Below are 13376 nucleotides of genomic sequence, written 5' to 3'. Positions count from 1 at the left end.
AAGAGAGACATCACGGCGCGACCGCGAGCCGGTTGCTGTCAGCCGGCTTTCTTCGCGCGCGCCGGTGCCCGTACCGGCTTGTCGGCCTTCCTCGCCGGCGTTTTCGCCGCAGCATCCTTGCCGCCCTTGCCGGCGATCGGCAGCAGCATCTCGCGCTGACCCTCGACGCGCTTCTTCGGTTTCTTGGTCTTGGCAGTTTCCTTGCCAGTTTCCTTGGCGGCTTTCGCGGTTGGCGCAGCGTCCTTCTCGTTCGCGATGCTCTTCTTCAGCGCGTCCATCAGGTTGATGACGTTGCCGCCGGTCTTCGGCGCAGCCTTCGCGCTGATCGGCATGCCGCTGCGCTTCTTGTTGATGAGATCGATCAGGGCAGTCTCGTAATGATCCTCGAACAGCTCAGGCTCGAAGGTGCCGGATTTCTTCTCGACGATATGCCTGGCGAGATCGAGCATGTCCTTGGTCAGCTTCACGTCCTGGATGTCGTCGAAATACTCCTTCTCGCTGCGGACCTCGTAAGGATAGCGCAGCAGCGTGCCCATCAGCCCGCTGTCGAGCGGCTCCAGCGCGATGATGTGCTCGCGGTTGGTCAGCACCACGCGGCCGATCGCGACCTTGTCCATGCTGCGGATGGTCTCGCGGATCACCGCATAGGCGTCGTGGCCGACCTTGCCGTCGGGCACGAGATAATAGGGACGGATCAGATAGCGGCTGTCGATGTCGGCCTTCGGAACGAACTCGTCGATCTCGATCGTGTGGGTGGAGTCGAGCGCAATGTCGTCGAGTTCGTCCTTTGTGATCTCGATGTAGGTGTCGGTGTCCACCTTGTAGCCCTTGACGATGTCCTCGGAGGTCACCTCGTCGCCGGTCTCGGCGTCGACCTTGAGATACTTGATGCGGTGGCCGGTCTTGCGATTGATCTGGTTGAACGAGACCTTCTCCGTATCCGAAGTGGCCGGATAGAGCGCGACCGGGCAGGTCACGAGCGACAGACGCAGAAAACCCTTCCAATTGGCGCGGGGGGCCATGGGCTACTCCAGACGCAACAGAGGACAAGTGTTGAGGATAACATTGCCGAGGTGCGAATCATAGCAACCGCCGGCGCGGAATCTTGCAACGGCGTTAATCGCCGCCTGCGCCGAGTTGCCCGGCGGCTCCATGGTTCGGAACATCGCCCGCGATCACGCGTTGCCCCGCCAATAAGACGCCGCGAGGAAGTCGCGGCCACCTGACGCGACAGCCACAGATTGAGGACACCATGGCAACCACACGAGAGCAGAAGCGCATCGTGGAAACTCCGACCGAGGCGCGCCAGGGCGAGCCCGGGCCGTCCGTGGCAGCGTTGCTCGCCATCTCGACCGGCCTTGCAATCCTGATTCTCGCCGTCGTCTGGTTCGTCTTCTTCCGGACCTGACGGCCGGATCCGGACAGCCGGGATCTTTCCGGCTCGCGGTTCGAAGTATCACTTGCGCCCGCCATGCCGCCGGCTCGTCCCGCGGCATGGCGGGCGCAATAGCATTTGCTGGTTGCAGGTCGTATATGACCAAAAAGTAACGCAGGCGGTTCCCTTCGTTCATATCCAGTTCACGCCGGAATTGCTCATCTCGGGTGGTGTTCATGCAGCCAGTTCTTGCGGCTATCTTTGGAGAGACGTGTGCGCCTGCTCGTTGTTGAGGACGACCCCGATCTCAATCGCCAGCTCACCAAGGCGCTGACCGACGCCGGCTATGTCGTCGATCGAGCCTTCGACGGGGAGGAGGGGCATTATCTCGGCGACAACGAGCCCTATGATGCCGTTGTGCTCGACATCGGCCTGCCGAAGAAGGATGGCATCTCGGTGCTGGAGGCCTGGCGCCGCAATGGCCGTACCATGCCGGTCCTGATCCTCACCGCGCGCGACCGCTGGAGCGACAAGGTGCAGGGCTTCGATGCCGGGGCCGATGACTATGTCGCAAAGCCGTTCCACCTAGAGGAGGTGCTCGCGCGCATCCGCGCCCTGCTGCGCCGCTCGACCGGACACGCCCAGAGCGAGCTCAGCTGCGGTCCTGTCACGCTCGACACCAGGACCGGCCGCGTCAGCGTTTCAGGCAATCCCATCAAGATGACCTCGCACGAATATCGGCTTCTGGCCTACCTGATGCACCATTCCGGGCGGGTGGTCTCGCGCACCGAGCTGGTCGAGCATCTCTACGACCAGGATTTTGACCGCGACTCCAACACCATCGAGGTCTTCGTCGGCCGCATCCGCAAGAAGCTCGACGTCGACATCATCCAGACCGTCCGCGGCCTCGGCTATCTCCTGACGCCGCCGCCTGCGCCCGGCGCGTAAGGGCGGGACGTCGAGCGGTCCGGGCTTGACGGCCGCGCTGACACGGGCCTTGTTCGGCCCATGACGTCCGACAACCTGACTTCCAGCCCCTGCCGGGACCGTTCCGATGGCCGCTAGCTCGCTTGCGAACCGACTGTTCTTGTCGGCGACAGCCTGGCTCGTGGTGATCCTCGCCATCACGGGCGTCGTGCTGTCGTCGGTCTACAAGGATGCCACGGAGCGCGCCTTCGACCGCCGGCTCAATCTCTATCTTCGGACGCTGATCGCCGAGGTCGCGACCCCGGACGAGCCGCCGGACCGCCAGTTCCAGTCCCTCGGCGAGCCCTTGTTCGAGCTGCCGCTGTCCGGCTGGTATTGGCAGATCACGCGCATCGACACCGAGAAGCCGGAGGTGCGCTCCTCGCGTTCGCTCTGGGACAAGAAGCTGCCGAAGCTGGAGGACCAGGGAGCCGAGCTCACCGCCGCCGGCATCCGGCTCGCTTACGTCGATGGGCCGGAAGGGCAGAACCTGCGCATGGTGGAGCGGCCGGTCGATCTCGGCGCCGACGGCAAGTTTCTCGTCAGCGTCGCCGGCGACGACACCGAGATCTTCGACGAGACGCGGAGCTTCGATTATTATCTCGGCGGCACGTTCACCGCGCTCGGCATCGTATTGCTGCTGACGACCGTGTTCCAGGTCCGCTTCGGCCTTGCACCGCTCAAGCGCATCTCGGAAGCGATCGCCGACATCCGCTCCGGGCGGGCGGAACGGCTCGAGGGTGAATTCCCGGTCGAGATCGCGCCGTTGGCGCGCGAGACCAACGCGCTGATCGACGCCAATCGCGAGATTGTCGAGCGCGCGCGCACCCATGTCGGCAATCTCGCGCACGCGATCAAGACGCCGCTCTCCGTCATCGTCAACGAGGCTGGCGCTCACGCCGCCGATCCGTTCGCGGCCAAGGTGCTGGAGCAGGCGGACGTGATGCGGGACCAGGTCACCCACCATCTGGAGCGCGCGCGCATTGCGGCGCGGGTCTCGGTGGTCGCGACGGTGACGGAGGTCGCGCCAGCCATCGAGGCGCTGCGGCGGACCATGGAGAAGATCCATCGCGACCGCGGCATCACGGTGGAGGCCAAGGCCGATCCATCCGCGAAGTTCCGGGGCGAGCGGCAGGATCTCGAGGAGATGGTCGGCAATCTCGTCGACAATGCCTGCAAATGGGCGGCATCGCGCGTCTTCATCGAAGTCGTGGTCCAGACCCCGCACCAGGCCGGCGCCAGCCCGCATTTGCGGATCATCGTCGACGACGACGGCCGCGGCCTGTCGGAAGCCGAGCGCGCGCAGGTCTCCCGGCGCGGCCAGCGGCTCGACGAGTCCAAGCCGGGATCGGGACTGGGGCTGTCCATCGTGGTCGAACTCGCCGCGCTCTATGGCGGCAGCCTTTCGCTCGGCGCTGCTCCGACCGGCGGCCTGCGGGCCGAATTGGTCCTGCCGGGACTGTAGCCCCTTGTTTGGACGCGGCTTTTTGTCCTCGCTGCTCACCGTCTGGAGGGGGCCTTGGCCATTCGACCGCACTTCCTAAACGGCTTCTTAAGTGGGGTCTCCTATGATCGCGCCCGGACGCATCCCATGTCCGCCATTTTACCGTGCATTACCCGGGCGCATGAGCCAGACATCGATCGAGCGGCTGAGGGAATATCTCGCGCAGCTCCCGCCGCAGTCGCAGGCGCTGCTGATGCGGGAGTTCGAGCGTGCGCTGGAACGCGGCCAGGATACGGCGGTTGCGACCCTCGTCCTTGAGCAATTGCGCAAGATCGTCCGCAAGAGCGAAGCCGATGAAGCGCCCGCGCCGCGCACGGACGATCTGTCGCGGCTGCTGTTCCAGGTCCTGGAACCGTTCCTGGTCGAGGCAGGCACCCCGATCCGGGCCGGCCAGATCCGCCGCTCCTCGCTGCAGCCGATCTGGCAATGGCTCGGCCGTGACGGAGCGCCGGCCAAGGTGAACGAATTCGAGGCGGCGCTGGCGCGCATGCCTGCCGATGCTGCAGGCCAGGTCGAGGCCTTGGCGCAGAAGCTCCAGGCGGTAGCCGCGGACGCGATTTTCGAGCTGACCGGACCTGGCGGCGGCGACAAGACGCGCGCGCTGGCCCGGGTCGGCCCGCCCAATGTCATCGAGGATCTCTATTCGATCGGTGCGGTGCTTCAGGTCCGGGAGGCCATCGCCAGCCTGAACGAGAGGCTCCCGCGCTTCCTGCGCGCATTCGGCGATTCCCAGATCGCCTCGGTGACGTCGGCGCTCAACATTCCGGTGCTGCAAACGCCGCAGATGCTGCCCTTCGCGCTCTCGATGGTCGTGCAGCGGATGACCGCGCCCTGGCAGATCATCCGCCTCGCGATCAAGATTGCCGCGTCCGACGACGAGATCCGCGTCGCGGCGACGCCTTATGGCGTTGCGGTCACGATCGCGCTGCATGATCTGTCCTGCGTTGCCGCGATCCTTCGCATGGACATCAAGCGCGGCCATTTCGACAACGTCGCCGGCAATCTCAAGACGCTGCACGATGGCGTGCGCGGCCTGCGCACCGAGCTCGATCTGCGCAACGATTCTGCCTGGGGCAAGCAGTTGACCTCGATCCGGGCCGACATCTCCAATGCCCTGCAATCCGAGATCGACAGCGTTCCCGGCCGCGTCCGCCGCATCCTTCGCCAGCGCCCGGAGAAGGACATTCCGCCGGGCGCGCGGATCGACAGTACCGAGGTCGAGGAAGCGGTCGCGCTGATCGACTTCGTCGCGACGTGCCGCAATTATGCAAGCGAGCTTGCCATCAACGAGGTGACGCTGCGCACCTATTCCGATCTCCAGCAATATGTGGAACGGTCGACCGAGCAGCTGGTGCAGTCTCTGCGCGCCGCCGATCACAAGGTCCGCACCTATCGGCAGCAGCAGGTGCAGGCCGCTATCCGCTTCTGCCAGGTTCTGTTCGGCGACGATTATGCCTCCCTGATGAGTCGCGCGGCAGAGAATGCGCTCACGGGCGAGCGCAAATCGTCACGCGCAAGCTGATTGAGCGCATGTTTTCGTGATCACAATTTCTGGTTGACGGTGCCGGTGGCGGGCCGTACGGTCCCCGTGAAAATCCGGGGAATTTCCGTTTGTGGGCGCATGAAACCCGTCATCAGCTCTATCGAAATCGAGAACCGAGTCATCGTAGCCAAGTACCGCAGGCTGATGGTTGGCGCCAAAGTGGTGCTGGTCGAGAAGGCAAGCGATCGGCAACTGCCTGAGACGATCACGCGGGTTGCATCTCGGGTTCCGGTCGGCGCGGTGCGCATCAGATTGCCGGATGCGATCAAGCCGGGAACATACTTCCTGAGGGCCTTCAACGGGCACGGCGAGGACGCGGCGCAAAGCGCGGATTTCGAGATCGGCTAAGCCGTTGGAGTATCACATTTTCGAGCCTGAAATGGGGTCGCGTGGAATTGACAATTGTCAATTGCCGCATTGTCCGGCCGTGGTGTAAAGGCACCTATAGGCGCGGTTCGCGCGCCGCCGGAAGCTTGCCAGATGACGCTATGGTTCGTGTTCGCGCTGATGACGGTCGCGGCGATTTTCGCCGTGCTCTGGCCGCTTGGCCGCGGTAGCCGCGCGCCGGACCAGGGCAGCGAGGTCGCGGTCTACAAAGACCAGTTGGCCGAGATCGAGCGTGATCTCGCCGCGGGGTTGATCCCAGCCCCGGAAGCCGAGGCCGCGCGCGTCGAGATCAGCCGCAGGCTGCTTGCGGCGGCGGCCAGCGAGCCTGCAATGGCGCCGAAGTCGAACCTCAAATGGCGCCGTGCGGCGGCTGTGCTGGCGCTCGGCGGCCTGCCGCTCGTCGCCATCGGCGTCTACATGCCGCTCGGTTCACCCAGGCTTCAGGATTTTCCATTGGCGCAGCGGGAGCGTGGGACGGGGTCCGGCATGGCCCAGTCGCTCGAGACCCTCGTCGCCCAGGTCGAGCAACATCTGGAGAAAAATCCGACCGACGGGCGCGGCTGGAATGTGCTCGCGCCGGTCCTGGAGCGGCTCGGTCGCTTCGATGACGCGGTGCGCGCCTATCGCAACTCGCTCACCTATAATGGCGAAAGCGCGGAGCGCCGGTCCGATCTCGGCGAAGCGATCTCGGCTGCAGCGGGCGGCGTGGTGACGGCCGAGGCCAAGACTGAATTCGAGCGTGCGCACGCCCTGAATGCGGATGACCCCAAGGCGAACTACTTCCTCGGTCTCGCCGCCGAGCAGGATGGCCGCAAGGACGAAGCAGCCAGGATTTGGCGCGCCTTGCTTGCAAAGGCGCCCGCGGATGCGCCGTGGCGCGCTTTGGTGCAGTCCTCGCTGGCGCGGGTCGGTGGAGGCGATACGATGCCTGCGCTGTCCGACGAGACGATTGCCGCTTCCAAGGATTTGGCCGAAGGCGATCGCAACGCGATGGTGCGCGGCATGGTCGATCGTCTGGCCACGCGGCTGAAGCAGAACGGCGATGACGTCGACGGCTGGCTGCGCCTGGTGCGCGCCTATCTCGTGATGGGCGAGCGGGACAAGGCGAAGGGGGCCTCCGCCGACGCCCGGCAGGCGGTCGCCAGCGACGCCGAACGGCTGCGCCAGCTCGACGAAGGACTTAAGACTCTCGGGCTCGGCGGATGACGATGTCGGGACGAGACGAGCGGAGAACGGATACGCCATGACGCGCAAGCAGCGACGTATGACCATCATCGGCGGCTCGCTCGCCGTGCTCGCGCTCGCAGCCGCGCTGGTGCTCAACGCACTTCGCGACTCCATCGTGTTCTTCTCGACGCCAACCATGGTCGCCGAGAAGCACGTCGAGCCGGGCAAGCGGTTTCGCCTCGGCGGGCTGGTACAGCCGGGCTCGCTGCAGCGCGGCGACAATCTCGCGGTGACCTTCGAGGTCGCCGACGGCAATGCCAAGCTGCCGGTTGCCTACAAGGGCATCCTGCCCGACCTGTTCCGCGAAGGGCAGGGGGTCGTTGCCGAAGGCGCACTCGACGGCAACGGCGTGTTCAAGGCCGATACCGTCCTTGCCAAGCACGACGAGACCTACATGCCCAAGGAGGTTGCCGACGCCCTGAAGAAGCAGGGGCACTGGAAGGACGATTACGATGCCAAGGCCTCGGACACCAAGGCCTCGGGCGAGAGCAAACCTGCGGCCACGACCGCACAAGGCAATCCGCAGGGAGCGATGCGGTGATCGCAGAATCCGGACATTACGCGCTGGTGCTGGCGCTGGCGCTCGCACTCATCCAGTCCATCGTGCCGCTGGTCGGCGCGCGGCTGCAAGATGCCGCCTTGATGAACGTGGCGCGCTCGACGGCGCTGGCGCAGCTGCTGTTCGTGGGCGCCTCTTTCACCGCGCTCGTGATGCTGCACGTGAACTCGGATTTCTCCGTCGCCAACGTCTACGAGAACTCCCACTCGATGAAGCCGCTGCTCTACAAGATCACGGGAGTCTGGGGAAACCATGAAGGCTCGATGCTGCTGTGGGTGGCGATCCTTGCGTTGTTCGGCGGACTGGTTGCAGCCTTCGGCAACAATCTGCCGTTGTCGCTGCGTGCGCACGTGCTCGCGGTGCAGGCCTGGGTCGCCAGCGCCTTCTACCTCTTCATCCTCGTGACATCGAACCCATTCCTGCGCATCGCCACTCCGCCGATCGAGGGACGCGATCTCAATCCGGTGCTCCAGGACATCGGGCTCGCCGTGCATCCGCCGATGCTCTATCTCGGCTATGTCGGTTTCTCGATCTCGTTCTCCTTCGCAATCGCGGCGCTGTTGGAAGGGCGGATCGATGCGGCCTGGGCCCGCTGGGTGCGGCCGTGGACGCTGGTGGCCTGGATATTCCTCACGCTCGGCATCGCCATGGGCTCGTACTGGGCCTATTACGAGCTCGGCTGGGGCGGCTGGTGGTTCTGGGACCCGGTCGAGAACGCCTCGCTGATGCCGTGGCTCGCCGGCACCGCGCTGCTGCATTCGGCCCTGGTGATGGAGAAGCGCAATGCGCTGAAGGTCTGGACCATCCTCCTGTCGATTCTGACCTTCTCGCTGTCGCTGCTCGGCACTTTCCTGGTGCGCTCCGGTGTCATCACCTCGGTGCATGCCTTCGCCACCGATCCCACCCGCGGCGTGTTCATTCTGCTGATCCTCTGCCTGTTCATCGGCGGAAGCCTGTTGTTGTTCGCAGGGCGCGCCACCTCGCTGAAGCAGGGCGGCCTGTTCGCGCCGATCTCGCGCGAGGGTGCGCTGGTTCTCAACAATCTGCTGCTTACGGTCGCATGCGCGGTCGTGCTGTTCGGCACCCTCTATCCGCTTGCGATGGAGATGCTCGCCGACTTCAAGATGTCGGTCGGCGCCCCCTTCTACAATCTCACCTTCTCTCCGCTGTTTGCCCTGTTGCTGCTTGCGGTGCCGTTCGGACCGATGCTGGCGTGGAAGCGCGGCGATCTGCTTGGCGTGGCGCAGCGCCTGCTCGCGGCGGGCGTGGCCGGGCTCGTGGTGGTTGCCATCGTCTGGGGCTGGGCGCGCGGCGGCAGCGCGCTGGCGCCGCTCGCGATCGGGCTGGGCGTCTTCGTCATCGCCGGCGCCGTGACCGACATCGTCGAGCGGACCGGCCTGGTCCGCTTGCCGTTCGCAAGTGTGCTGCACCGTGCGCGCGGCCTGCCCCGGTCGGCCTGGGGCACCGCCTTTGCTCATGCGGGCCTCGGCGTCGCTCTGATCGGGATCGTCTGCGAGACCACCTGGAACAGCGAATACATCGCGACCATGAAGCAGAACGACGTCGCCCATGTCGCCGGCTACGATCTGAAGCTGGACGGGCTGTTTCAACGCCAGGGCCCGAACTATCGCGAGATGATCGCGGAGTTCAAGGTCAGCCGCGATGGCGAGCCACTCACGGTGATGGCGCCCTCGAAGCGCAGCTTCACGACGCGCGGCTCCTCGACGACCGAGGCCGCGCTGCTGACCAGCGGCGCGAGCCAGCTCTACGTCTCGCTCGGCGACGCCACCGCCGAAGGCGCCATTGCCGTGCGCATCTATCACAAGCCGCTGGTGCTCCTGATCTGGTGGGGGCCGGTGCTGATGGCGTTCGGCGGTGTGCTGTCGCTCTCCGACCGCCGCCTGCGGGTCGGTGCGCCGAAGCCCGCGCGGGCCAGGCAGCGCCTCCAGCCGGCGGAGTGATCCGATGCGCAGGATGATGGCCGCCTTCGTCGCGTTGCTGCTGCTGGCCCTACCTGCGGCCCACGCCGTCCAGCCCGACGAGATCATGGCGGACCCCGCCAAGGAATCGCGCGCGCGAGAGCTGTCGCGCGAGCTGCGCTGCATGGTCTGCCAGAACCAGTCCATCGACGATTCCGATGCGCCGCTGGCGCGTGACCTGCGGCTTCTGGTGCGCGAGCGCATTGCGGCCGGCGACAGCAACTCGCAAGTGCTCGACTTCCTGGTCGCGCGCTACGGCGAGTTCGTGCTGCTGAAGCCGCGCTTCGAGCGGCAGACCATCCTGCTGTGGCTCCTTGGACCTCTGCTGCTGATTGGGGGTGGTCTGGCACTCTGGCTGCAAATCCGACGGCGCTCGCGGAATGGTGTTGATGTACCGGCGGCGCCCCTCACGCCCGAGGAAGAGGCGCGGCTCGCGGCCTTGATGTCGGACGACGCCAAGTCCTCCTGAAGCCGAGCCACGTAGTGCTACGTGGGCCACCGGCCCGCGGCGCGTGCTTCATGCTATGTTGACCTTTGTCTGGAAACTTGTCCGGGATTTCAATCCAGACCCTGAGTGCCTCCCCAATGTTCGCGAACAGCAATCTGACGATCCGATTCCTGGTCGGCGCGGTCGTCGCTGCACTATTGTTCCTGTTGGGCATCGGCGGCGGCACCGGCTTCATCGCGGTGCTCTATCTCAACAACGAGATCACCAGCCTGTCCTCGCAGTTCGCGGCCCTGAGCGGTCCCGCGCGCGACCATGCGATGCAGATCTATCAGCAGGCGCAGACCGCGTTCTCCTATTTCCTGATGGCCTGCGGCGTGATCGCCGTCCTCGCCGTCGCGATCTGCATCACCACCTGGTTTGCCGTGCGTAACGGCATCCTCAATCCCCTGGCGGCGATCGTGCATGCCATGCGCGAGGTCGCCGACCAGAAATTCGAGACGTCCGTTCCCGGGCTCGGCCGCACCAACGAGATCGGCCTGCTTGCCGGTGCGCTGGAGGTGTTCAAGACGAACGGCCTCGAGCGACGCCGCCTCTCCGAGCAGCAGCTGCACGAGGCTCAGCATCAGGCCGAGCGGTCGAGATTCCTGGACGATCGGATCAAGCGCTTCAACGATCTCGTCGCCAGCGTCGTCGACAGCGTGGCGTCCTCGGCCGTGCATCTGAAGACCAATGCCGAGACGCTGTCGCGGACAGCCAACGACACCAGCTCCAAGGCCAATGCGGTCGCGAGCGCAGCGAGCCAGGCCAGCGCCAGCGTCCAGACGGTCGCAGGCTCGGCCGAGGAGATGACGAATTCGATCGTGACGATCAGCCGCCGCGTCACGGATGCGACCCAGCGCGCCGAAGGCGCAGCGTCCCAGGCGGAAAAGAGCCGTGACACCATCCACACGCTGTCCGATGCCGCCGACAAGATCGGCGAGGTCGTCCAGCTGGTGCAGGCAATCGCATCCCAGACCAATCTGCTGGCGCTCAATGCCACCATCGAGGCGGCACGGGCAGGGGAGGCCGGCAAGGGATTTGCGGTGGTCGCCTCCGAGGTGAAGAATCTGGCCCATCAGACCAGCAAGGCGACGGAGGAAATCACCTCCCATGTCGCCAGCATTCAGGGGATCACCGCGGAGACGCGCGGCGCGATCGACGGAATTTCAAAGACGCTTTCAGAGATTTCGTCGATCATGTCTGGCATTGAGGTCGATACTGACCTGCAACGCAATGCCACGCAGGAGATCACGCGCAGCGCCCAGGACGCCGCGCACGGCACTCTCGATGTCTCCAACCATATCGTCCAGATCACCTCGACCTCGGCCGAGACGGGCCGCATGGCGGCCGAGGCGCGAGATTCCGCGGTCGACCTGTCGCAGCAGGCCGAGACCTTGAAGCGCGAAGTCGACGAGTTCATCGCCAGTGTCAGGGCGAGCTGAGAGCTCAATATCTCGATTTTCCCCGCTCGGCGGAAGCTCGCGTAAGTTCCTGTAATATCGGAACTTTCGGTCTGCGATAAACCGCCGCATCCGCGCGGCCCTTCATTACGAAAGTTTAACCCCGCCGCCAGCGCGCGGTAAGGCGGGAGTCCCCATCTTCAGGTCCGCAAGGTGCTGGCATCCGGCACCAAAAGGAATTCAAGGCCTGGAGATTTCTGCATGACCGACCGTATCGACCTCTCGAACCTTCCGTCGTACCGGCAGCCGCGCCGGTCGGTGTTCTCCGCGCGCAGGCTCGCGCTGATGGCTTCGGTCGTCGCGGGGCTCGGCGCGGCCGTCTATGGCTTCAGTCCGTCGACGTCACCGGCCGACCTGTTCTCCAGTCCGGCGCATGCGCAGGTCAACAACGAGGTTCGCAAGGTCGAACGCCCGATCGGCTTCGCCGATATCGTCGAGCGCGTGAAGCCGTCGGTGATCTCGGTGAAGGTCAACATGAAGGAGAAGACCGCGAGCAATGATGACGGCGACGATTCATCCTCGCCGTTCCAGCCGGGCTCGCCGATGGAGCGCTTCTTCCGCCGCTTCGGCGGACCGGATGGCTTCCCGGGACCGGGCATGAGGGGCGGTCGGGGCCGCGTCGTGCAGGGCCAGGGCTCCGGCTTCTTCATCTCGGCTGACGGCTATGCCGTGACCAACAACCACGTGGTCGACGGTGCCGACAAGGTCGAGATCACCACCGATGACGGCAAGACCTATACCGCCAAGGTGATCGGCACCGACCAGCGCACCGACCTCGCCCTGATCAAGGTCGAGGGCGGCTCGAACTTCCCGTTTGCCAAGCTCGCCGACGGCAAGCCGCGGATCGGCGACTGGGTCCTTGCGGTCGGCAATCCCTTCGGCCTCGGCGGCACCGTGACCGCGGGTATCGTTTCGGCCAGCGGCCGCGATATCGGCAACGGTCCGTACGACGACTTCATCCAGATCGACGCGCCCGTGAACAAGGGCAATTCCGGCGGTCCGGCCTTCGACACCAACGGCGAGGTGATGGGCGTCAACACGGCGATCTACTCGCCCTCGGGCGGCAGTGTCGGCATCGCGTTCTCGATCCCGGCCAACACCGTGAAGAGCGTGGTCGCGCAACTGAAGGACAAGGGTTCGGTCAGCCGCGGCTGGATCGGCGTGCAGATTCAGCCTGTGACGTCGGACATCGCTGACAGCCTCGGCATGAAGAAGGCCGAGGGCGCTCTGGTGGCGGAGCCGCAGGCCAACGGTCCGGCAGCGAAGGCCGGCATCGAATCCGGTGACGTGATCACCTCCGTCAACGGCGAACCCGTCAAGGATGCCCGCGAGCTTGCCCGCACCATCGGCGGCATGGCGCCCGGTGCGACCGTGAAGCTCAACGTGCTGCACAAGGGCCAGGACAAGGTCGTGAACCTCACCCTCGGCCAGTTGCCGAATACGGTCGAGGCCAAGGCCGACACCGACAAGGATAGCGGCAAGGGTGCCAGCCGCGGCACCGACGTGCCCAAGCTGGGCATGACGGTTGCGCCCGCCAATTCCGTGGCCGGCGCCGGCAAGGAAGGCGTCGTGGTCACCGAAGTCGACCCGAAGAGTGCCGCGGCTGAACGCGGCTTCAAGGAAGGCGACGTGATTCTCGAAGTCGGCGGCAAGAGCGTGAGCACGGCCAGTGAAGTCCGCGAGGCCATCAGCACGGCGCGGACCGAGAACAAGAACAGCGTCCTGATGCGCGTGAAGAGCGGCGGCCAGTCGCGCTTCGTCGCGGTGCCCCTCGCCAAGGGCTGAGCGCTTCAGGAGGCCACGAGATGAAGGGTGTCGCAGGCATCAGTCGCCCCCGCCGCGGCGCCCTTCGGGGAAGCAGCGCAACGTTTGCTTCCCCTATCTACCTT

At 65.3% G+C, this 13376-nt stretch carries 12 protein-coding genes; 11 read left to right on the top strand and 1 reads right to left on the bottom strand.

Translation table 11 applies throughout. The features are described from left to right. Nucleotides 1-38: 38 nt before the first annotated feature. Nucleotides 39-1022 carry a non-homologous end joining protein Ku gene (ku, locus tag K408_RS0117490; RefSeq protein WP_024339844.1) on the bottom strand — a complete coding sequence of 328 codons (984 nt, stop codon included), beginning with the start codon at nt 1020-1022 and terminating at the stop codon, nt 39-41. Between the two features lie 230 nt (nt 1023-1252). Here ku and K408_RS42775 point away from each other — a divergent pair, with 230 nt between their 5' ends. The 11 genes from K408_RS42775 (at nt 1253) to K408_RS0117435 (ending at nt 13272) form a co-directional block, all read left to right on the top strand. Further along, complete coding sequence (locus tag K408_RS42775; protein WP_196232375.1) at nt 1253-1408, top strand: hypothetical protein; 156 nt, start codon at nt 1253-1255, stop codon at nt 1406-1408. A 240-nt stretch (nt 1409-1648) separates the two neighbouring features. Then, nucleotides 1649-2323 (top strand): response regulator transcription factor, encoded by a 675-nt coding sequence (locus tag K408_RS0117480; RefSeq protein WP_024339845.1) that lies wholly within the window; start codon nt 1649-1651, stop codon nt 2321-2323. A 106-nt stretch (nt 2324-2429) separates the two neighbouring features. Next, nucleotides 2430-3806, top strand: coding sequence for a sensor histidine kinase (locus K408_RS0117475; RefSeq protein WP_024339846.1), 1377 nt, complete (start codon nt 2430-2432; stop codon nt 3804-3806). A 160-nt stretch (nt 3807-3966) separates the two neighbouring features. Next, entirely contained in the window at nt 3967-5367 is a 1401-nt protein-coding gene (locus K408_RS0117470) for a hypothetical protein (RefSeq protein ID WP_024339847.1), read from the top strand. Between the two features lie 99 nt (nt 5368-5466). Then, nucleotides 5467-5736 carry a hypothetical protein gene (locus tag K408_RS0117465; RefSeq protein WP_024339848.1) on the top strand — a complete coding sequence of 90 codons (270 nt, stop codon included), beginning with the start codon at nt 5467-5469 and terminating at the stop codon, nt 5734-5736. Between the two features lie 132 nt (nt 5737-5868). Then, nucleotides 5869-6981 (top strand): c-type cytochrome biogenesis protein CcmI, encoded by a 1113-nt coding sequence (gene ccmI / locus K408_RS0117460; RefSeq protein WP_024339849.1) that lies wholly within the window; start codon nt 5869-5871, stop codon nt 6979-6981. A gap of 37 nt (nt 6982-7018) precedes the next feature. Next, nucleotides 7019-7543, top strand: a complete 525-nt coding sequence (ccmE, locus tag K408_RS0117455) for a cytochrome c maturation protein CcmE (RefSeq protein WP_024339850.1) — start codon at nt 7019-7021, stop codon at nt 7541-7543. Next, the gene (locus K408_RS0117450; RefSeq protein ID WP_024339851.1) at nt 7540-9522 is read left to right on the top strand and encodes a heme lyase CcmF/NrfE family subunit; all 1983 of its coding nucleotides are present in this window, start codon (nt 7540-7542) and stop codon (nt 9520-9522) included. Before ccmE ends, K408_RS0117450 begins: the two co-directional genes overlap by 4 nt. 4 nt (nt 9523-9526) lie before the next feature. Continuing rightward, a complete protein-coding gene (locus K408_RS0117445; protein WP_024339852.1) occupies nt 9527-10009 on the top strand; it encodes a cytochrome c-type biogenesis protein in 483 nt (160 codons plus the stop codon). A 116-nt stretch (nt 10010-10125) separates the two neighbouring features. After that, on the top strand, nt 10126-11469 hold the full coding sequence (locus tag K408_RS0117440; RefSeq protein WP_024339853.1) for a methyl-accepting chemotaxis protein: 1344 nt from the start codon (nt 10126-10128) through the stop codon (nt 11467-11469). 219 nt (nt 11470-11688) lie between these two features. After that, entirely contained in the window at nt 11689-13272 is a 1584-nt protein-coding gene (locus K408_RS0117435; RefSeq protein WP_024339854.1) for a Do family serine endopeptidase, read from the top strand. Nucleotides 13273-13376: the final 104 nt, after the last annotated feature.

The sequence above is a fragment of the Bradyrhizobium sp. in8p8 genome, assembly GCF_000426845.1.
GTDB classification, from domain to species: Bacteria; Pseudomonadota; Alphaproteobacteria; order Rhizobiales; family Xanthobacteraceae; genus Bradyrhizobium; species Bradyrhizobium japonicum_C.
The sequence above is the reverse complement of the archived record's forward strand: the minus strand, read 5'-3'. Positions and strand labels throughout refer to the sequence as shown.